Origin of the sequence: Marichromatium sp. AB31 (assembly GCF_003718685.1) — a bacterium.
Lineage (GTDB): Bacteria > Pseudomonadota > Gammaproteobacteria > Chromatiales > Chromatiaceae > Marichromatium > Marichromatium gracile.
Genome location: NZ_RHFI01000003.1, coordinates 18968 through 39446 on the forward strand (window position 1 = coordinate 18968; position 20479 = coordinate 39446).

General features: G+C 64.0%; 13 protein-coding genes and 1 CRISPR repeat array (1 of these 14 only partly in view). Of the genes, 8 read left to right on the forward strand and 5 right to left on the reverse strand.

Annotated elements, in window-relative coordinates; translation table 11 throughout:
* A CRISPR array of direct repeats spans positions 1–2075; the repeat unit is 37 nt; unit sequence GCCGCAATGCTCAATCCACTACAACAAGGATTGAAAC; it begins 366 nt to the left of the window's first position.
* A 327-nt stretch (positions 2076–2402) separates the two neighbouring features.
* From EBL84_RS03880 to cas3, 4 genes are read left to right on the forward strand one after another with little or no spacing between them, the layout of a single operon-like run.
* Positions 2403–4388, forward strand: a complete 1986-nt coding sequence (locus EBL84_RS03880; protein ID WP_123139617.1) for a TM1802 family CRISPR-associated protein — start codon at positions 2403–2405, stop codon at positions 4386–4388.
* A gap of 4 nt (positions 4389–4392) precedes the next feature.
* A complete protein-coding gene (gene cas7b / locus EBL84_RS03885) occupies positions 4393–5334 on the forward strand; it encodes a type I-B CRISPR-associated protein Cas7/Csh2 (RefSeq protein ID WP_200189253.1) in 942 nt (313 codons plus the stop codon).
* A gap of 8 nt (positions 5335–5342) precedes the next feature.
* Positions 5343–6062: a CRISPR-associated protein Cas5 gene (gene cas5 / locus EBL84_RS03890; RefSeq protein ID WP_123139619.1), complete on the forward strand. Its 720-nt coding sequence runs from the start codon at positions 5343–5345 to the stop codon at positions 6060–6062.
* Positions 6059–8410, forward strand: a complete 2352-nt coding sequence (gene cas3, locus EBL84_RS03895) for a CRISPR-associated helicase Cas3' (protein ID WP_123139620.1) — start codon at positions 6059–6061, stop codon at positions 8408–8410. Before cas5 ends, cas3 begins: the two co-directional genes overlap by 4 nt.
* 220 nt (positions 8411–8630) lie before the next feature.
* Here the strand turns inward: cas3 and EBL84_RS03900 are convergent, their stop codons facing one another.
* The 3 genes from EBL84_RS03900 to EBL84_RS03910 form a co-directional block, all read right to left on the reverse strand.
* Complete coding sequence (locus EBL84_RS03900; protein ID WP_123139621.1) at positions 8631–9221, reverse strand: Spy/CpxP family protein refolding chaperone; 591 nt, start codon at positions 9219–9221, stop codon at positions 8631–8633.
* Between the two features lie 137 nt (positions 9222–9358).
* Positions 9359–10972 (reverse strand): RNA-binding domain-containing protein, encoded by a 1614-nt coding sequence (locus tag EBL84_RS03905; RefSeq protein ID WP_123139622.1) that lies wholly within the window; start codon positions 10970–10972, stop codon positions 9359–9361.
* Positions 10973–11018: 46 nt separating this feature from the next.
* The gene (locus tag EBL84_RS03910) at positions 11019–13007 is read right to left on the reverse strand and encodes an EAL domain-containing protein (RefSeq protein WP_190287875.1); all 1989 of its coding nucleotides are present in this window, start codon (positions 13005–13007) and stop codon (positions 11019–11021) included.
* Between the two features lie 695 nt (positions 13008–13702).
* On the opposite strand from EBL84_RS03910, the gene EBL84_RS03915 reads away from it, so the two are divergent.
* The 3 genes from EBL84_RS03915 (at position 13703) to EBL84_RS03925 (ending at position 17033) form a co-directional block, all read left to right on the forward strand.
* Positions 13703–15226: a methyl-accepting chemotaxis protein gene (locus EBL84_RS03915; protein WP_190287876.1), complete on the forward strand. Its 1524-nt coding sequence runs from the start codon at positions 13703–13705 to the stop codon at positions 15224–15226.
* Positions 15227–15556: 330 nt separating this feature from the next.
* Complete coding sequence (locus EBL84_RS03920; RefSeq protein WP_123139625.1) at positions 15557–16264, forward strand: TorF family putative porin; 708 nt, start codon at positions 15557–15559, stop codon at positions 16262–16264.
* A 19-nt stretch (positions 16265–16283) separates the two neighbouring features.
* Positions 16284–17033 (forward strand): ABC transporter substrate-binding protein, encoded by a 750-nt coding sequence (locus EBL84_RS03925; protein WP_123139626.1) that lies wholly within the window; start codon positions 16284–16286, stop codon positions 17031–17033.
* An 84-nt stretch (positions 17034–17117) separates the two neighbouring features.
* Here EBL84_RS03925 and EBL84_RS03930 read toward each other — a convergent pair whose 3' ends face one another.
* Entirely contained in the window at positions 17118–18626 is a 1509-nt protein-coding gene (locus tag EBL84_RS03930; RefSeq protein WP_123139627.1) for a leucyl aminopeptidase, read from the reverse strand.
* A gap of 240 nt (positions 18627–18866) precedes the next feature.
* On the opposite strand from EBL84_RS03930, the gene lptG reads away from it, so the two are divergent.
* On the forward strand, positions 18867–19931 hold the full coding sequence (gene lptG / locus EBL84_RS03935; protein ID WP_123139628.1) for an LPS export ABC transporter permease LptG: 1065 nt from the start codon (positions 18867–18869) through the stop codon (positions 19929–19931).
* Positions 19932–19967: 36 nt separating this feature from the next.
* Here the strand turns inward: lptG and EBL84_RS03940 are convergent, their stop codons facing one another.
* Positions 19968–20420: an RDD family protein gene (locus EBL84_RS03940; RefSeq protein WP_165913438.1), complete on the reverse strand. Its 453-nt coding sequence runs from the start codon at positions 20418–20420 to the stop codon at positions 19968–19970.
* Positions 20421–20479: the final 59 nt, after the last annotated feature.

The window sequence follows — 20479 nt, forward strand, 5'->3', positions numbered from 1 at the left end:
GCAATGCTCAATCCACTACAACAAGGATTGAAACCCTTGCTGTGATGCCGGCAGTCCGGCGAAAACCACGCCGCAATGCTCAATCCACTACAACAAGGATTGAAACATGGCCGCGCCATTTCTCCCAATCGCTACGGAGCGGCCGCAATGCTCAATCCACTACAACAAGGATTGAAACCCGGCGCGTCCAATGCACTCGGCTGGATAGTGTGAGCCGCAATGCTCAATCCACTACAACAAGGATTGAAACGCAGGACACAGGGAAGCCGCGCAAACGCGATCACAGCCGCAATGCTCAATCCACTACAACAAGGATTGAAACACCTACGCACCTACCCGTTCTGGTAAGGGCGTTGGCGCCGCAATGCTCAATCCACTACAACAAGGATTGAAACATCGCCTCATAGAGCGCCTCGCCATGCGCTAGGTAGCGCCGCAATGCTCAATCCACTACAACAAGGATTGAAACATCGAGACGCAGGACGTCGACCAGCTCACCGAGTCGCCGCAATGCTCAATCCACTACAACAAGGATTGAAACCTGCACAAGGGCGAGACGGGCACAGATCAGGAGTGGGCCGCAATGCTCAATCCACTACAACAAGGATTGAAACTCTGGCGGATTGGTCGGATCGCGACAGGACATGGGAGGCCGCAATGCTCAATCCACTACAACAAGGATTGAAATCCTGACTGCGCTCCCATGCTGCCGCCTCGCGGATCGCCGCAATGCTCAATCCACTACAACAAGGATTGAAACCCGTCCACGATCGTCCCATCGGGACAACCGCAAACGCGCCGCAATGCTCAATCCACTACAACAAGGATTGAAACATGAGCGGCGGGACCAGCTTCGAGTACGACAGATTCGCCGCAATGCTCAATCCACTACAACAAGGATTGAAACCCGAGCTGGGTGACCGAGCTGTTGAGGTCCTTGTTGCCGCAATGCTCAATCCACTACAACAAGGATTGAAACATAGCCCCCACAAGGGCATGTAGATTTGCCCTGAAAGCCGCAATGCTCAATCCACTACAACAAGGATTGAAACTAACCGCCCGCCATCTCGGCGATGGCCGCCACGACAGCCGCAATGCTCAATCCACTACAACAAGGATTGAAACAGAACGTGGCCGTGGCGCTGGGCCTCTGGGCTCCCAGCCGCAATGCTCAATCCACTACAACAAGGATTGAAACTTGTTGATCGCCACCTGGCCGGTCTGGACGATCTCGGGCCGCAATGCTCAATCCACTACAACAAGGATTGAAACATGCTGATGGGGTCCGCCTCATCGACCAGCATGGGGGCCGCAATGCTCAATCCACTACAACAAGGATTGAAACCCCTTACACACACAGCGGTCGACCGCAGGGAGACCGGCCGCAATGCTCAATCCACTACAACAAGGATTGAAACAACTCCCCTTTGTTATCGGGGAGTTCGAGAATCGCGCCGCAATGCTCAATCCACTACAACAAGGATTGAAACCTCTTGCGCTCCAGATCGTGGAGGGCGTCGACGAACGCCGCAATGCTCAATCCACTACAACAAGGATTGAAACGAAACTCGAGGTGTGTGGCGCGCCGCCCGTGAAGCGCCGCAATGCTCAATCCACTACAACAAGGATTGAAACCGTACATCCTTGGCTCGCCTGTTCAAGCACGCCGATGGCCGCAATGCTCAATCCACTACAACAAGGATTGAAACCTGTCACGCAGCCGCACTCCGCCCCCGCTCCAGTCGGCCGCAATGCTCAATCCACTACAACAAGGATTGAAACGCACACATGCTGCTCACGCGCCCGCTCACCGTGGCGATGCCGCAATGCTCAATCCACTACAACAAGGATTGAAACATGAGGTACCAGCAGACATAGGCGGCTTTCGCCTGGCCGCAATTCTCAATCCACTACAACAAGGATTGAAACGCGACGATGAACTGTCGATGAAGATCGTGCTGATCGCCGCAATTCTCAATCCACTACAACAAGGATTGAAACATGACCGAGAGGCTATGGATGGTCGGGGTCGAGACGAGCCGCAATGCTCAATCCACTACAACAAGGATTGAAATCGGGTGGCATGGTTCCGGACCGGGCGGGCGCTCAACCGCTCGTCTCCCAGATCGGTCGTGATCAACTCGGCGGCGGCCCAAATCATCTCACGCGTTCTGCTCTGCTGATGACTACAAGGCGATCAGGATAGCTGGTGGCGGTAGATAAGTATGTGTAACGAGATGAGTTCAAGAACTAGGCAGTCAAGCGGGTGAAATCGGCTCTCAGCTATTGATCCCCTGTCGAGTTCATGCAACATTGGCAGGCGAGTCAGAATCGCGACCAGACGGGCGCATGAGACCAACACCTTGAGGGACGAAAAAAGGGAACCTCAGGAGGAAATAGGCATGTTCGGGGCAATGCGGGAACTGGCGTTATTGGAACTGAACCGTCGCTGCGGAGAAACCGCGCTTGGCTTGTCTGAGATCCGTGCGCGACATGGCGAGCAACTTGCTCCACTTCTCGTCGAGGCCGCTGAAAAGGTCGCGCGCGTTTATCTGCTACAAGCAGTTCCGGGTCAACCGGATATGGTCAAGATGTGGGTCGAGGATTTGGATGAGGATAAGCGTCTTCGATTGCCGTTCAACAAGCCTAGCGGTGCCCAGTCATCCGCTTTGGGTCCCGTCTTCAAGCGCACCAGCAAGCCGAAAGGTAATCCTCCGTTCGGGCCAAGCTTGAAGATTCAGAAAACCACGGCTAAGGACTTTGGTGCTCAGGCTAAAGCGGATGCCGTCTGGAGTGACTATTTTCGAGAAATTTGCGCGATCCTGTTTGAAAAGAACGAGTTACGCTATGGCGATGCAGTCTATCCGATCGGTGGACAAGCCGATCCTAACATCCTGTCTGCCGCCATTCGGCTGATTCCAGAAAAGGAGACAGTGTTTCTCAGTGTTGTAGATAGCGAGGGACGCTGGCCGGGCGATCGGCCTGAGTATCAAGCCTATCTGGCCCAGGCACTGGCCTCGATCAAATACGTGACGGGTGAGGCGCGCGAGTACGGTCCCGCCGACTGTCCGCTGTGCGGTGCGCGCGGCGTCACCCTCTATCCCAATCTGCGCGGTACCGGGATCAATTTCGCCAACATGGACCGGGCCGGCGCCTTTCCTGGGCTAGACACCGGTGATGCCTGGAAGGGCTATGGCCTCTGCCTGGATTGCGCCGACCTGCTCTATGTTTTCAAGAACCATCTGCTCGGTCAGCAGTTTCTCGGCAGCGTCGCGGGCGACAAGGCCCTGCTGTTGCCCAGCTTGCTAGGCAACCCCGATGGTCGACGGCAATTCATGGAGGACTGGCGCAAATATCTGCACCATCTGGAGAGCAACAAGGTTTCGTCCTACGAAAAAGACCTGCTGGAATTCGTCCAAGACCGCGAAGACGCTCAGATCGTGTTGCACATCCTCTGGGCGACCTTCGGCCAGGTGGTCGATGAGGTCCGTGGCCTGGTTAATGACATTCTGCCGTCACGCCTGCGCCGACTGACACAGGCCAACCGACAGGCCAAAGACTGGCTACATCCGCTCGCACCGCGCTATCCGATGGATGAGGCCGCGTTCGACCTTGGTCTGAACATGTTGCTTGCGCTCCTCAAGCGGCCCGGCGGACGTCGTGCAGCCAGTGCCAACGAGAGCAGCCGGTTGTTCACCATAAAACGCCAGCTCGCCGAGTCCATCTACCACGGCACTCCATTAGGGGCGGCACAAGCTGGATTCTGGAGCGAGATTCTGACCACGGCCCGTTGGTATCTCGACGATATCGCCAACTCGGACAGCGCCTGGGGGCTGCTGCACGAAGGGCATAGCGAGAAAGGTAAGAAACAAACGCGTTACTGGACCCTGGCCGGTTGGATCAGACACCTGGCCCGCCTGCTCTATTACCTAGATCTGACAGGAGTGTTACCCATGGAGACCACCGCCGACCCGTTCGAGCCGACCCTGCCGACGCTCAAACCCTATTTCCAGCCGGGTTCGGGCCTGAGCAGTCCCGAGCGGGCCTTTGTCTTTCTGCTCGGCATCCTCTACGGCAAGGTGATCCAGGTCCAGGCGGCGCGCGGGGTCAACGTTGCCGCCAACGCCTTGACCTGGCTCAAGCGTCTTCGTCTCGACGGCCGCGATCTGCCGGATCTCTATAACAAGGTTCGCGAAAAACTCCTGACCTACGAGGTCGAGGGCAACGCCGACGTTCGTGCCATCGTGCAGGATCTGGGGCGTCTCGGCGCTGGGCGTTTGGGGGACAGCATCACCCTGGATCAGACTGCGACCTGCTATTTCCTGTTGCTCGGCCAGTCGGTGACGGTCGAGGTTCTGCCGTCCAAAGCCAAAAAGAATGAGGAATGATTCCATGACGACCCTGTCTTCGCGCCGCGAACTGCTGTTTCTCTACGACATTCGCATGGGCAACCCCAACGGTGACCCGGACGAGAACCGTCCGCGCAGCCTGCCCGATGGGCGCTTCTATGTCACCGACGTGCGCCTCAAGCGCTTTGCCCGCGACTATCTTGCTGCCCAGGGCCAGGAGATCCTGGTCGGCAACATCGAGGGCCGCACCACTAACCTGACCGGCCGGGTCGCGCATCACCTGGAGACGATCGGCAAGGCCAAGGCCAACGGCGAGGAATTGGTGAACATCCTGCTCGACAGCTTCGTCGATGCGCGCTGCTTCGGCTCCTCGCTAGCGTTCAAAAAGCAGGACGGCTGGGAGCCCAAGCCCTCGCCCAAGACCTTGACCGGTGCGGTGCAGCTCAACATGGGCGAGGTGTTGCACGAGGCCAGTGAAATCCAGATCCAGGGCACATCCGTGTTCGGCAGCGACGAGGACAAGGCGCAGGGCACCTTCACCAACTATGCCGCACTGCGCTATGCCCTGATCGCTTTCCATGGTGTGGCCAACGAGCATGCCGCGAAGAAATCGCGTCTGAGCGACGCCGACTACGACACCTTGCTGCGTGCCTTCTGGAACGGTGTGCGCGCCGCTGGTAACACCCGCACCAAGGTCGGCCAGGTTCCAAGGCTGCTGGTCTCGGTCGAGTACAATCCGGGCGAGGAATTCCAGTTCGGCAACCTCATGGACTACGTCAAGCTCCAGGCATCCGCCGGTAAGGCGGAGCGGACTTGGGCCTCGCCGGACGACTACCGAGTCGACCTCACGCGCTTACTCGAGCGGCTCGATGGTCAGCGCGCGCGCATTAACCGTGTGCGCTGCGAGGTCTCGCCCGACCTGTGCTTCACCGGCTCGGGGCTTCCAGCCGACTGGCAACCCCTCGGCTTCGACCGACCGGCGTGAGTGATGCCATGGACACCCTCAGCTTCGATTGGTCGGCAAAATACGGCCACTTCCTGCGAGCCGAAGCGACCGTCAACGCGCTCAGCTATCCCATGCCGCCCCGCACCGCCGTCTTGGGTCTGCTTGGCGCGATCCTCGGACTGGAAAAGGATGCCTTGGCGGTCGATCTGGCTGAGACACGGGTTGCGGTGAGCGGTCCGATGCCACGTCGCTTCTGGCATCGAGTCAAGATTCGCAAGGATCCCCCCGCTGCCTTGTCACGCGAGGTCAAGCGCACCCAGCGCGGCGCGGAACGCCCGACACCGGAAAAGGCAACGCTGCTAAATCAGGAATGGCTGCTCGCTCCGCGCTACCGGGTCCATGTCGCCTGGCCCGACCAGCCCGATCGCTTCGACGAGCTGGCCGGGCGCATCCGCGATCGGCGCTGGCACTTCACGCCTTGCATGGGGCTGTCCGAGCTGCTGTGTGATGTCGAGTTCATCTCCCGTCAGCATGCCGTTGCGCTTCCCGTGGGGCGGCATCTCGTTCAGGGTATCTGTTCGGCGAGCGAGGTACGCGTTCTGGCCGAGGAGGAGGTGGCTGTGCATCTGATGCGGATGCCGCGTCACGTCAGTGCGGAGCGTGTATTCCAGCATGCGTCCTATTACCTAGAGCATCGCGGTCAGCCGTTTCCGGTCGATACCCAGGCCGCGTGGCGAGTCGGAAACTGGACGGGGCTCTTTCTATGAGCGATGCCGAGCTGCTATCGCACTTCGAGCCCACTCTGCGCTTGCCTCAGCACCTGGCACAAGTCCGCGCAGCGGGGGAGTTTCTGCTTGCGGGGCATTCGCTCAGAGTCCGTACGCAGCGCCCTGAGACCGCGATTGTGCTGTCGGCCCTGGTTCGGGGTCACGATCTCGGCAAGGGTAGCCTAGCCTTCCAGGACTATATTGCCGATCCCGCCCGCTATCGCGGTGAGGCCCATGCCAAAGAACATTCGACTCTATCGGCTGCCCTGATGCTGCTTTGGGCCAAGGCCCAGGGCTGGGACGCCCTGCCGGCCTTGGCCTTGACTCAGGCGATCGCCGGGCATCATGTGGGCTTCGCTACGCTGGATTATCTGGAAGACCGCCTGATTCTCGAAGAAGGCGATGCACTACTGGAGCAGTGGGCCTCGCTCGACCGGCAGGCCCTCGGGCGGGCCAGCGGCCTGGATCTGGCGGCGACGGAGGGCGACTTCGAGGACGCCCGCCGCTGGCTGTTTCGCCGCCAGCGTGTCGGCGAGCGTCTGCAAGCCTTGCCGCTCGCCGAGGCGGTTGGCTTCCGCCTCTGGAGCCAGTTCCTCTTTGCGCTGCTGCTGGAGTCGGACAAGGCGTTTCTGGCGCTGCGCGAGGAGCAGTTGCGGCGCTACTTCCAGCAGCCGCGTCCACAGCTCGCACCCGAATGCGTCGACGCCCGACTGGCAGGCTTACCCGAGACGCCCCTGAACCGTCTGCGCGATGAACTGCGCACCCAGATCCTGACCACCACCGATGCCGAGCATCCCTGTTGCACCCTGACCCTCCCCACCGGCACCGGCAAGACCCTGCTGGCGGCCACCTGGGCGCTGGCCCAGCGCGCCCGGCTGGCCGAGGACGGCCCGCCACCGCGCATCATCATCGCCTTGCCATTTCTCTCCATCGTCGACCAGACCGAGCAGGAATACCGCACCCTATTGGGGCTGGACCCCGCCGGCTGCGCCCAATCCGATCGATTGCTCGCCAGCCATTCGCTCTCGCACGCCGAGTACGAGGTGGAAGGCGCCGCGCTCGGCTCGGCCTATACCCGCTTCTATCTCGACACCTGGCGCTCCGAGATCATCGTCACCACCTTCGATCAGCTCCTGTTGGCGCTCTGCTCGCCGAAGACGCGGCATCAGATGCGCTTTCATGCGTTGATGGATGCCTTGATTGTCCTCGACGAGGTGCAGACGCTGCCTTGCCGGCTCTGGGATCTGGTCGACCACGCCTTGCGTGGTCTGTGCGCGGAGAGCACGACGCGGGTGCTGCTGATGTCGGCCACGCAGCCGGCGCTGCTCACTGGCGCGCGCGAGCTGGCAGGCGATGGCGCGCGGGTCGCCGCGATCTTCGGGCAGTTCAGGCGCTATCGGCTTCGGTTTCGTCACCGTGAACGTCAGGATCTGAACGGCTTCATTCAGGCGCTCGTGCCGCGACTGACGGAGTGGCGAGCGCAAGGACGGCGCGTGCTGATCACCCTCAATACACGGGCCAGCGCCAAGGCTGTGTGGCGGGCCGTCAGCGCACAATTCCCGGACATTCCCGTCTGGCTCATCAGCGCCGATGTCACGCCGCGCGACCGGTTGAAGAAGATCGCGGCCATCAAAGCGCTGCGTCCGGGCGAACCGGGCATTGTTGTCTCGACGCAAACGATCGAGGCCGGCGTGGATATCGACATGGACATCGTGATCCGCGACTTTGCGCCGCTGGATGCCCTGATTCAGGTCGCCGGGCGCTGCAACCGCCACAATCGTCTCGGCGATCAGGGTGGCGAGGTCGAGATCGTCTCGCTCAGCAGCCCGAAGGGCCGTGAGTATGCCGGTATCATTTATGATCAGGTCCTGCTCGACGCGACCCGCGAGGTGCTCGCCGAGCAACCAGAGGCCCTGGGTGAGGATGCTGTGTTGGACCTGAGTCGGCGCTATTTCGATCTCATCCGATCGCGCAAAAACACGGGGGCGGAGCTGACCGAAGCCTTCGCCCGTTGGGGTGAACTGCCGGATATTCAAAGCCTGCTACGGGGAAAGACGGGCGAGCAAACGTCTTTTCTGGCGCTGGCCGAGGATGAGGACTGGCTAAGGCTCGCGCTGGAATGCGCGCTCGCGGTCCCAGACCGCTGGGAGCGCCGCGAAGCGCTGCGTGCGCTGGCGGCCGATATCCAGCAGCGCACCGTCACGGTTTATACTCGCCGTGGTTTTCATCCCGAGGACTATGCCGATCCGATCGGATATTTTTGGCGACTTCGCTCTGGTTACTACCAACCGGATACAGGGCTGGAGCTCGGACTCGACGATGAGGACCCCGCCACATGTATTCTGTAGCTGTTGTGCCCCGACTATACCCGTTCGACCGCCTGCCCCTTGAACTCCAGCCTGTATACCCGCTTCGGGATCTTCTGCATCGTGCTCTCCAAGCGTTGATCGTCAGTCTACGTCAATCCTTGGGGGACGAAATTCAGGGGGGACCTCGGCCTATTCCACAAAAAACCGGCGCGTCTACATAGGGCGCGCCGGTTTCCTTTTGCAGTGATTGGTTGAGTGTTCAGAACCGATCGCAATCACCGGGCATCATCGGGTAGCCGCCGGGCATCGGGCCCGGGCCGTGGTGGCGCATCGGCGCGTGGTGGCCGCGGCGCTGCATCGGGGTGTCGAGGGCGGCGCGCTGCTCCTCGGTGAGGATCTCGGCGACCGCCTCGCGCAGCTCGGTGCGGGTGAGGTCGAGCTGCTGGTGCTGGCGCTGGAACAGCTCGGTGAGCGTCTGGGTCTGCTCGGCGGTGAGGCCGACGCGCTCGTCGAGTCGGTCGACGCGGCGTTCGATGCGTCGCTCGCTGAGCCGGTCGCGCTCGGCGCGCTGCGCGTCGGTGAGCAGCTCGTTGATGCGCTTGCGGGTCTCGAGCTGCTGTTGCTCGCGGGCCTGACGGGCCTCGTCGAGGATGACGCGGACCTGGTCGCGCTGGGCGTCGTCGAGGTCGAGGCGGTCGGCCATGCGCGCCATGGGCATGGGTAACTCGTCGCCCGGGCCGTAGCCGTATCCGGGGCCGAAGGGCATGGCGAGTGCGATCGGGGCGGCGACGACGAGGCCGACGGCGAGTGCGATGCCACGGATGCGGGGGGTGTCGAGTCGGGTGTTCATGATCTTCTGCGCTCCTGCTGGTTGGAATGGGCGCGCCGCTGGGCGGCGGTGGAGCCCGTTTGCTCCGACACCTTCAGGTTAGGTGGGGCGGGTGCAGGCTCGGTGCAGGGATTGCGGAAAGATTGTGGAGACCGGACTCAGAAGCGGGTACGGATGTATTTCAGCGCACGGCTGATCGACAGCTCAATGTTGGAGGGGCCGCTGCGGATGATGAACAGCTCGCGCTTCTTGTCGTCGTGGAGGAACACCGGCGCATCGGCGCGCTCGCACTCGACCGCACCGAGACGCACACCGTCGAGCTCGAGGAGGAAGAAGCGCACGTAGCGGGCGTATTCGGGGCCGAGGTGCTGGTTGAGCAGGTTCTTGAAGTGCAGCTGGCACTTGTCGTCGTTCTCGAACTTGTCGGCGTCCATGCCGAGCAGGGTGCCGTCGTCGGCCACGCCCATCAGCAGGATGCCGCCCTCGGTGTTGAGGAAGGCGGTCACGCCCTTGAGCCAGGCCAGCTCGATCTCCTTGCCCGGGGTCTTGGTGTGGAGGTTCATCCGCATGGTGGACTTGAACTCCAGGTGCGCGCCCTCGCCGCTGCGGATGAGTTCGCGCAGGTCCTGCTGCGGATGGCGCCGATCGATGGTGAGCCTGGGCAGGTCGCGTAGCTGGCGGCTGTACTTGCGCACTACCACCGAGGCCATGGTGAGGCTGGCGGCGAGGATGGCGAACGCGGTGAGCGCGACGATGTGCCAGCGGCTCTGGAGGATGGTGAGGGTGGCCGAGACCGGCAGCGCGACGGCGACCCAGGCGCCCTCGGGGTGGTCGGTCAGCGGGCGGAAGCCGCCCCACCAGTCGCGTCCGCCGCTGCGAAAGCGCACCAGCCCGTCGGCGGGACGGTCGGCGTCCTTCCAGGCGGCCACGGCATCGAAGGCCAGCGGGCCGCCGAGGCGCTCGTGCGCGGAGAAGAAGCTGGCGGCGCGATCGCTGGCGTGACTGCCGCTGACCTCGGGCGAGGGGACGAAGACGCCGCCGTCGCCGTTGAACAGGAAGCCGTAGCCCCCCGGTGGCAGATCGAGCCCCTCGATGGTGCCGACGATGCGCTCGAGGGTGACGTCGAGCGCGCTCACCCGCAGCTCGCCCGCCTGTTCGCGGGCGATCGCGACCGTGGTGCCGGGGAGGCCGAGCGAGGCGAAGATGTAGGGCGCGCTCCATACCTGGGTGTCGGGGTGGGCGGTGGCGTTGCGATACCAGGGGCGGTCGCGGGGATCGTAATCGCTGCCCTGTTCACGGGTCTCGAGCGCCTTGAGGTGGGCGTCCCAGCGGGTGATGCGCAGCCGCTGCGGATCCTCGGGGTCGCGCACCCGGGTCAGCCAGCCCTCGCGGGTACGCCCGAGGAAGTATTCGGCGCCGTCGGCGCCGGCCTCGATGGCGCCGGCGACCTGGGGCATGTGGGCGAGGATGGGGGTGAGACGCTCGTTGAGCGCTTGCTCGTCGAGCGGGCCGAGCCCGGCGCTCTCCATGCCGTCGCGCACGATCAGCAGCTGTTGCTGCACCGGGAGGAGCAGGCCGCGCACCTCGTCGCGCACCAGCGCCGAGGCCGACTCGATGCGGTTGCCGGCGAGGTCGTGCTTGATGTCGTCGATCAGCAACACGTTGATCAGCACCAGCAGGCCGACGGTGCCGGCGACCAGCAGGATGAGATCGCGCAGCAGACGGTTGCGGATCGGCCCGGAGGAGAGGTGCAGCAGCGAGAGCGGGTTCATGGCGCCGGATTATAGCCCAGCGCCCGCGGCTGACCCCAGTGATGGATCAGAGATCGGCGCTGCGCACCTTGTGGCTGATCAGCGGCGCGGGCTTGCCGATGTAGTAACCCTGGGCGAAATCGATTCCCAGGGAGGCGATCTTGCGATAGATCGCCTCGTCGCTGACGAACTCGGCGATGGTCTTGATGCCGAGGCGTCGGGCGAAGTCGACGATGGTCTCGACGATGACCTCGGCATGAGGGTCGGTGAGGATGTTCTTGATCAGCGAGCCGTCGATCTTGAGGAAGTCGATATCGAGATGGATCAGGGTCTCGAAGTTGGAGTAGCCGCTGCCGAAGTCGTCGATCGCCACCCGTGCGCCGAGGCGTTTGACCTGATCGATGAACGCCTTGATCCGCTCCGGGCTGGAGAAGCCCTCCTGCTCGGTGATCTCGAAGATCAGTCGGTCCATGACGCCGTGCTGGCGCTGCAGTGTTTCGAGGGTGTCGAGGATGTCGCTCTCCTCGATGTCCTCGATCGCGAGGTTGATGCTCAGGGCCAGTTCGGTGGCGCTGAAGCAGGCGACCGACTTGCGCAGCATGCTCGCCGACAGCTCCTTGTAGTTGCCCGAGCGCTTGGAGACGGCGAGGAACTCGGCGGGGGTGTAGAGGGTGCCCTCGGCGTCGCTGATGCGCATCAGTGCCTCGTACTTGCAGACCCGGCCGGTACGGACGTCCTGGATCGGTTGGAAGTGAGGCGTGATCCAGTCCTGGGTGATCGCCTTGCGGATGATCCGGGTGGTCTTCAGGTTCTGCTGGTACTCCTTGAGGATCGGCAGGTCCTCCTGGAAGGTGGCGATCTTGGTGTGCTTGAGCTTGGCGTACTTGAGTGCGGTGGTGGCAGCGACGATCGGGCTGGGGTGGCGACTGCTGGCGATGCCGGCGCTGATCGAGGCGGTGATGGTCTCGCCCTTGACGGTCTGCTCCTTGTTACCGAAGCGCTCGACGAAGGCCAGGATGTGCATCTCGAACGCTTCCAGCGCATCGCCTCGGCTGTCGAAGATGGCGAACTCGTCGCCGTTGAGGCGGTAGATGGCGTAGGGCTGGTGGGCGAAGAATTGGCGCAGCAGGGTGGCGGTCGAGCGCAGGAAGTCGTCGCCGGCGTTCATGCCGAGGAAGTTGTTGACCTCCTTGAAGCGGTCGATGTCGAGGATCGCGAGGTTGAAACTGGCGGCGTGCTCGATGTCGTAGATCAGGCGCTGGCGCGAGAGCAGGCGGGTGAGGCTGTCGTAGTTGGCGCGCTGGTTGAGTTGGGAGATCAGCTCGGCGATGTTGTCGTAGAAATAGCGGCTGAGCTTGCCGAGTTCGTCGTTGCTGTGGGGGCGATTCCTGAGCTGCAGCGCGACCGGGTCCTGGCTGTGCATGCGCTGCATGTCGTCCATCAGGGCGTAGATGGGGTTGATGATGTTGCGATTGATCTGGCGCGCGGTCAGGCGAACCAGGATCAGGGTGACGAGCAGATAGATCAGGGTCTGGACGATGATGCTCTCACGGGTGGCGCTGGCGATGTCCTCGTGCAGATGCTCGCGGGTCTCGTGCAGCTGGCGTCGCTTCTCCCCGATGAGTTGCTGGATCGGCGCCAGGGTGTATTCGACCTCGAGCCGACCGATCGACTCGTCGTTGTAGACGATCTCCAGGGTGCGCGGCATGCAGCCGCTCACCCCCTGGCGGCGCGCGCTGGCGATCGCCTCGTGGGTGAGGTTGTCGATCACCGCGATCGAGCACACCGCCTGGTGCTGGACGAGCTTGTCGGTCTTGTCCTGGAGCGAGAGCAGGTTGAGATTGTAGAGTTCGTGGGCGACGGTGAGGGCCATCATCTGCAGGTAGTGCTCGATGTCCTCCTCGAACTTGTCGACCATGGCCGTGTGTTCCTGCTCGATATAGTCCTGCAGGGTGCTGAGGCTGCTGCGCTCGATCGCCGATTCGAGCCGGAACGAGTTGTAGAGCTGGAGGAAGAAGAGGACGCACATCAGCAGCAGCGTGATCACCGAGATCACGAATATCAATTTGAATTTGATGGAATTCTTATGAATCATGCTGCTCAACTTCTCAGTCTGCGAAGCCTCGGGCATGGATTGCCGCTGCGCATGTCAATGGGGTTGGATGCACTCCTCGCGCGCTCCCCGTCCCTGTAGGGAGCAACGCATGACCGCGCCGGGCGCGTGCGCCCTCGTCCAGTCATCAGCGCTGGTGAACCTGTGATGACATGCCTCGATGGTTGAGTTTGCGACGTGGGGCATGTGATGATGCGCGCAAACGTCTGTGTCACCATTGGCCCTGGCCGGCTTCGAGCTGTCGCTGCTGTCCCGCATGGGGATTCCAAGTGCTCAATCGCTGCGTGGTGGATCGCCGTGGGCATGCAAGGATCCTGTCTTAAGTCATGTCGCCGTGGCTATTGTCAAGCGGCACCCGCCTGTTTCTGCCGATCCGGCCCTTCGCGACGATGCGCTTATACAGAATAGTCCGGATATGGACGGCAGCTATCTGCAACCGGATCCCGCGGCTCGGGCGACCGAATGCCGTCTCTGCCCGACCTCTTTCACCGTTTCGTCTCATTGGCCGGATCGCTTGGCGGTGCCTTTGCTGATCGGCGATGTCAGGGGCGATGGCCAGGTTGCGGTCTCTATGACGCCCCGCCGCTCCCGACCCGATGATAGCGATTCGCCAACTGCCACCGAGGGATTTGAGCAAGATGACAAGCGGTCTGAAGACGAAACTGAATCTGGCACTCATCCTCGTGGTCTCGGTGGTGCTGGTCAGCTATGGCGTCTGGGACGTGATGCGGGTCGAGGCTACCGAGACGGCGCGTCAGCAGCATGACATCACCGCCGCCTTCGAGCGGCTGGAGACCGGTCTGCCCAAACCGCTGTGGGATTTCGCGATGGCCACGGTCGATGACATCCTGCGTGGCGAGATGGGGCATCCCGCGATCGTCGCCGTGGCCGTCGAGGGGGTGGATGGCGAGTTCGTCGCCGGCTTTTCCGCTCGGCCCGAGGTCGCCTCGATTGAGCGCATGCCACAGCCCGAAGGCGTGGATGTGGTCTCGCGCGAGCTGGTCTATACCGGTAACGGGCTGGAGAATCCGTTGGGCAGGGTGTCGCTCTTCGTCTCGCCCGAGCCGCTGCGCCAGGCCGTGCACGAGGCGCTGGTGCGCAACGTGTTGATCGTGCTCGTGCTCAATCTGGTGCTGGTGGTCTCGGTGAGCTTCGCCCTGACCCGATTGGTGCTGAAGCCGCTGGCCGGGATCTTGACGCGGGTGCGCGATATCGCCGAGGGCGAGGGCGACCTCAGCAAGCAGGTCGAGAGCGACCGCGCCGATGAACTCGGAGAGCTGGCACAGGCGCTCAACCGTTTCATCGGCTCGATCCGCGAGATCGTCATCGAGGTCGAGACGGTGATCGGCGGGTTGAGCGGCACTGCGCAGCGCACCAGTGACACCGCAGGCGATCTCAGCCGTCAGCTCGCCCAGCAGCAGGAAGACCTTTATATGCTCACCACCGCGCTCAACGAGTTCAGCGCGACCGCCGACGAGGTGGCGCGCAACGCCGCGCTGGTGGCCGAGGCTGGAGAAGAGGCTGGCACGTGTGCCGGCTCCGGTCTCGATCAGGTGCGCGCGGCCAATCTCTCCAACGGTGAGCTGGCAGAGAGCGTCGATCAGGCCGCCGATGTGATCGGTGAACTGCGCCAGAGCACCGAGGCGATCACCGGCATCCTCGATGTGATCTGCGGCATCGCCGATCAGACCAACCTGCTCGCGCTCAACGCCGCGATTGAGGCGGCGCGCGCCGGTGAGGCGGGGCGCGGCTTCGCGGTGGTGGCTGACGAGGTGCGGGTGTTGTCGCAGCGTACCCAGGAGTCGACGACGCAGATCCAGGAGACCATCGCCGGTCTGCAGCGGCGCACCGAACAAGCGGTGAGCGCGATGGAAACGGGGCGGGCGAAGTCGCGCCATAGTGTCGACCAGGCCTCCGCCGCTGGTCAGGCGTTCGAGGAGATCGATGCCGCGATCAAGCGAATCATCGAGATGATGAGCAGCGTGGCTACCGCCGCCGAGCAGCAGAGCGCCACGGTCGCCGAGATCGAGCGCAACGTTGGCAATATTCAGCAGGTCCACGAGCGCACCGTCGCCGCCTCGCAGACCACGAGCGACTCGGGCGAGGGGTTGGCGGCCAGCGTGACGCGATTGCGCGCGCTGTTTGGTAAGTTCCGGCTCTGAGCGACCCTGGACGGCCACGGGAGGCTCGTCCATTTCATCAGGAGGCGCCCGTCGGTGCCCGGATCGGTGTCGGCCAGGCAGGGCGGACGCTGCTCCGCTCCCAATGGATTTGGGTGCGCGCGAGGTTTCGCGCCACCGTCACGCCTTCCGGTGTGACGTCTCACAAGGGATCCGAGTTGATCTCAGCCAGGGGCGGGCCATCGTGGCGCCCGCTCGCGGACCGGGTGCAATTCCGTGCGTGACTCGGGGGGTGCGCTCTCCCGAAATGGCCCGCTCAATCGCGTGGCCAGGTGCGGTGTTGCGCCCATGTCTCAACAGCCAGAGAAATACATGCAGAAACAAGACAACGACACCATCAAGCATGCCGCCCTCGCCGCCGTTCTGGGGGCCACGCTCGCCGGTCCGGCGCACGCGGACTGGTCGGCGACCTTCACCGGCGTCTCCGATTATCTGTTCAACGGCGTCACCCAGACCGGCCACAAGCCGGCGCTCCAGGCCAGTCTCGACTGGGCCGGGGAGAGCGGCATCTACGGCGGCGCCTGGGCCTCGAACGTCGACTTCGACGACGACACCCATGTCGAGTTCGATACCTATCTCGGCTATGCCACCGAGTTCGACACCGGGATCAGTCTCGACACCGGGGTGGCCGTCTACACCTATCACGGCGCCACCCACAGCAGCGACGGCAACTACCCCGAGGCCTACGTCAAGCTCGGCTACGCCGGCTTCAACCTCAATGTCTGGTACACCTACGATTATTTCGGCCTCGACGTCGGCCACGTGGTGGTGATGCTGCGCAAGGACCTCCAGATCAACGACGACTGGTCGGTCTCGGCCTGGGTCGACCGTTCGACCAGCCTCGATAGCGATCGCTTCGCCTGGGACGAGGGCGAGGACAGCTATCTCCACTGGCAGGTGATGGCCAACCGCTCGTGGCAGGATTTCGACTTCTCGCTCGGGGTCAGTGGCACCGATTTGAGCTATGCGGCGGGCGACACCCGTGTGCTGTTCAGCGTCTCACGGAGCTTCGCCCTGTAGCCATCTCTAAGGAGGACTCATGAACGGCAAGGTGTTGGCAGCCCTGTTGGGCATGCTGGTTGCGGCCCCGGCCGCCGCCGAAACGGTACGGATGACCTCGCTCGAATGGCCACCCTATTCGGGTGCCGAGCTGCCGCAACAGGGGGCGGTGATCGCGGTGGCGCGGGCGGCCTTTGCTGCCATGGGCGATGAACTGATCGTCGAGTTCTACCCCTGGTCGCGGGCGGTGAAGCTGGTGACGACCCCGGGCACGGGGTTCGTCGCCTACCTGCCCGAGTATGCCTACGAGAGCGAGGAGTTCACCTTCTCCGAGCCACTCGGGTACGGGCCACTGGGGTTGGTGGAGCGCAGCGCCGAGCCGGTCGTTTGGGAAACGATCGAGGATCTCGAGCGTTATCGCATCGGCGTGGTGCAGGGCTATGTCAATACCGCGGCGTTCGATGCCGCCGTCGCCGAGGAGCGCATCCAGGTCGAGACGGTGGTCTCGGATGCGCAGAACGCACGCAAGGTGGCCGCCGAGCGCCTCGATGCCGCGGTGATCGACAGCCATGTGCTCGATTATCTGCTGGCGCGCGATCCGTTGCTCGAACCGGTTGAGCCCGGGGCGGTGCGGATGAACGCCCGGCTGCTCGAGTCCAAGGCACTGCTTGCGGCCTTTCGTAACGGGCCCGAGGGCGATCGCTGGCGTCAGACCCTCAACGAGGGGCTGAAACGGATCGATGCCGAGGCCATGCTGCGTGAGTACCTGATGCGCGACTGGTCGCGCTGAGCGCGCCGCCTGAGCCGTTGGCCGGGGATCATCCCCGGCCCGATGCGCGCCCCGTCGGACCCGGTCCGGCGGGGCGCGTCTCGTTCAGCCAGCCTTGGGCGCGACCCCGGCGCGCGTCAGCAGCAGCTCGGTGAGCAGCGCCACCGGGCGACCGGTGCCGCCTTTCTCCTTGCCGCCGAGCCAGGCGGTGCCGGCGATGTCGATGTGCGCCCAGCGGTAGTCCTTGGTGAAGCGCGAGAGGAAGCAGGCGGCGGTGATGGCACCGCCCTCGCGACCCCCGACGTTGGCCATGTCGGCGAAGTTGCTGTCGAGCTGGGGCTGGTAGTCGTCCCACAGCGGCATCCGCCAGGCGCGGTCGCCGGCGCGGTCGCCGGCGCCGAGGATCTCCTCGGCCAGCGCGTCATCGGCGGTGAACAGTCCCGATGCGTGGGCGCCGAGTGCGATCACGCAGGCGCCGGTGAGGGTGGCCAGGTCGATCACCAGCTCGGGGTCGAAGCGCTTGCTGTAGGTGAGCGCATCGCAGAGGATCAGCCGACCCTCGGCGTCGGTGTTGAGGATCTCGATGGTCTGGCCCGACATGCTGGTGACGATGTCGCCGGGCTTGTTGGCGGCACCGTCGGGCAGGTTCTCCGAGGCCGGCACCACGCCGATCAGGTTGATCGGCAGGCCCAGCGCGCAGGCCGCCTGCAGCGCGCCGAACACGCTCGCTCCGCCGCACATGTCGTACTTCATCTCGTCCATCTGCGCTGCGGGCTTGAGCGAGATGCCCCCGGCGTCGAAGGTCAGCCCCTTGCCGACCAGCACCACCGGCTTGGCGTCCTCGGCGCCGCCGCGGTAGTGCATCACGATCAGCTTCGCCGGCTGGCGGCTGCCGCGCGAGACCGAGAGCAGGGCGCCCATGCCGAGCTCGGCCATCGCCGCCTCGTCGAGGATCTCGGTGGTGAGCTTGGGATGATCGGCGGCCAGCGTCTCGGCCTGCTCGGCGAGATAGCTCGGGGTGCAGATGTTGCCCGGCAGGTTGCCGAGTTCGCGCGCCAGCGCGACGCCATCGCCGATCGCCCGACCATGGGCGATCGCCTGCTCGGCCTCGGTCTGCTGCGCCTTCTTCTCGACCCACAGCGCGAGGCGCTTGAGCGTGACCTTGGGCAGCTTGTCGGTGTCCTTGGTGCGGCTGTAGCGATAGTCGCGCGCGGCGGCGGCGACCACGATGTCGCGCAGCGCCAGGTAGCGATCGGCCTCGCGCGGCAGTGGCTCGGCGAGGGTGCACAGCGCCTCGCCGGCGTTGAGCTGGGCGAGGGCGTCGACCGCCGCGGTGACGGCCTTGCGCTGGGCGGCGCGGTCGAACTCCTTGCGCTTGCCGCAACCGACCAGCAACACCCGCTCGGCGGCCACCCCGGGCAGGCCGTAGAGCAGCAGGGTGCGACCGTTCTCGCCGCTCATGTCGCCCTTCTTCAGCAGCGCGGTGAGCTGGCCGTCGCAGGCCTTGTCGACGGCCTCGGCGGGGGCGCCGAGCCTGTGCTTCTCGAACACGCCGAGGACGAGACAGGGGGTCTTCTGCTTGGCGAGGTCGCCGGTCTTGATCTTGAATTCCATGCTGGACTCCTGCAATGGCGGCACGGATCGGCAGCCCGGTCGGGTGCCGCAGCCGGGGCCGCGAGAGGTGTGTACTCGACGTGCATCATCCGGCGTCGTCGGGTCGATCGGGTGAGGGTCGGCCCGCGCGCGGATGTTAGGATGTGGGCATCGAGTCTACCGGAAGAAATGCGCGTGCTGAAACTCGGCCTCCTGGCCCCCTGTTCGTCTCGCATCGCCCGTCGGGGGCGGGGCTGAGCGATGCGGATCATCGATCGCTACCTCGGTGGCGCCGTCGTCGTCGGCACCCTGGTGACGCTCGGGGTGTTGCTGCCCCTGCTCGGGTTCTTCGTCCTTGCCGACGAGATGGAGGCCGCCGGAGTCGACGGCTTCGGCTTCGGCGGGGCCATGACCTTCATGTTGTTGAGCCTGCCGGGCTATGCCTATCAGCTCTTTCCCATCGCCACCCTGATCGGCGCCCTGGTCGGCCTGGGCACGTTGGCGAGCCGCTCGGAGCTGGTGGCGCTGCGCGCCGCCGGGGTGTCGGTGGCGCAGATCGTGCGCGCGGCGATGCTCGGCGGGGTGCTGCTGGCGCTGCTGGCGGTGGTGCTCGGCGAGGTGCTCGCGCCGCTGGCCGAGCAGCGCGGCGCCGAGCTCAGGCGCGAGGCGCTCTCCGGTGAGGTGGCGCAGCAGACCGCCGACGGCTTCTGGGCGGTCGACGACGGCGCCTATGTCAATATCCGCGAGATCCGCTCCGGCACCAGCCTGAGCGATATCTCGATCTTCCAGGTCGATGCCGTCGCCGGCACCCTGGTGTCGACCCATGCCGACGGGGCGCGCTATGTCGACGATGGCTGGGTGCTGCAGGGCATCGCGCGCAGTCGGGTGCGGCCCGACGGGGTGGAGGTCGAGCGCATCGCCCAGGCGCGCTGGGACTCGATGCTCGACCCGGGACTGCTCAAGGTGGTGGTGGCCGAGCCCCAGGCACTGCCGGTGTGGGGGCTCTACAAATACATCCGCTTCATGCGCGTCAATGGTCAGGACGCCGGCGCCTACGAGGTCGCCTTCTGGGGCAAGGTGCTGCACCCGGTGCTGACGCTGTCGATGATCTTCGTGGCGATCCCGATCCTGCTCGGCTCGGCGCGCAGCTCGGGAATGGGGCGGCGGATCTTCGCCGGGGTATTGATCGGCATCCTGTACTATCTGATCAGCCGGACGCTGGCCTATCTGGCGCTGCTCTTCGGCTTGAGCCCGCTGCTTGCGGCACTGGCCCCGCCGTTGCTGTTCAGCGCCGGGGCGATGGTGCTGCTGCGCCGGGTCGGCTGAACGCACCGGGCGCCGCGCGGCGCCCGGTGCGACGCTTCACTGCTTGGCGACCAGCACCAGTCGGGTCTGCGACTTGCGATCGTGCCAGGCGAGCTTGTCACCGTCGAACAGGCTCCACAGCAGCCCCAGGCCGGCCGGCAGCAGGCTGACGAAGGCCCAGCCGAAACGCTTGATCGCCGCGCCGGTGGTCAGCGGCTGGCCCTCGTCGGTGAGCACGCGCAGGCGCCAGGCGCGCATCCCCAGGGTCTGACCGCCGTGGGTCCAGAAATAGACGAAGAAGGCGCCGACCACGGCCACCAGGATCAGGCGCATCAGGTTGAGCGCCAGGGCGTTGTGGTAGTAGTCGCTGCCGGTGATCAGCCCATAGGGGATGGAGACGAGCCCGGTGGCGATCATCAGGATGCCGACCAGCAGCAGGCCGTCGTAGCAGATCGCGCCGAGACGTCGCAGCAGGGAAGGGGTCTGGGCGCGGGTGATATCGAAGTCCATGGTGTCCATTGGTGTGTTTTGGTTGTTTGAGTTGAGTTGCCAAGCTTGAAGCGGATCGT

Excerpts from the sequence above, each read along its gene's own strand:
- EBL84_RS03880 (WP_123139617.1), top strand. The coding sequence starts at position 2,403 with ATGTTCGGGGCAATGCGGGAACTGGCGTTATTGGAACTGAACCGTCGC.
- cas7b (WP_200189253.1), top strand. The coding sequence starts at position 4,393 with ATGACGACCCTGTCTTCGCGCCGCGAACTGCTGTTTCTCTACGACATT.
- cas5 (WP_123139619.1), top strand. The coding sequence starts at position 5,343 with ATGGACACCCTCAGCTTCGATTGGTCGGCAAAATACGGCCACTTCCTG.
- cas3 (WP_123139620.1), top strand. The coding sequence starts at position 6,059 with ATGAGCGATGCCGAGCTGCTATCGCACTTCGAGCCCACTCTGCGCTTG.
- EBL84_RS03900 (WP_123139621.1), bottom strand. The coding sequence starts at position 9,221 with ATGAACACCCGACTCGACACCCCCCGCATCCGTGGCATCGCACTCGCC.
- EBL84_RS03905 (WP_123139622.1), bottom strand. The coding sequence starts at position 10,972 with ATGAACCCGCTCTCGCTGCTGCACCTCTCCTCCGGGCCGATCCGCAAC.
- EBL84_RS03915 (WP_190287876.1), top strand. The coding sequence starts at position 13,703 with ATGACAAGCGGTCTGAAGACGAAACTGAATCTGGCACTCATCCTCGTG.
- EBL84_RS03920 (WP_123139625.1), top strand. The coding sequence starts at position 15,557 with ATGCAGAAACAAGACAACGACACCATCAAGCATGCCGCCCTCGCCGCC.
- EBL84_RS03925 (WP_123139626.1), top strand. The coding sequence starts at position 16,284 with ATGAACGGCAAGGTGTTGGCAGCCCTGTTGGGCATGCTGGTTGCGGCC.
- EBL84_RS03930 (WP_123139627.1), bottom strand. The coding sequence starts at position 18,626 with ATGGAATTCAAGATCAAGACCGGCGACCTCGCCAAGCAGAAGACCCCC.
- lptG (WP_123139628.1), top strand. The coding sequence starts at position 18,867 with ATGCGGATCATCGATCGCTACCTCGGTGGCGCCGTCGTCGTCGGCACC.
- EBL84_RS03940 (WP_165913438.1), bottom strand. The coding sequence starts at position 20,420 with ATGGACTTCGATATCACCCGCGCCCAGACCCCTTCCCTGCTGCGACGT.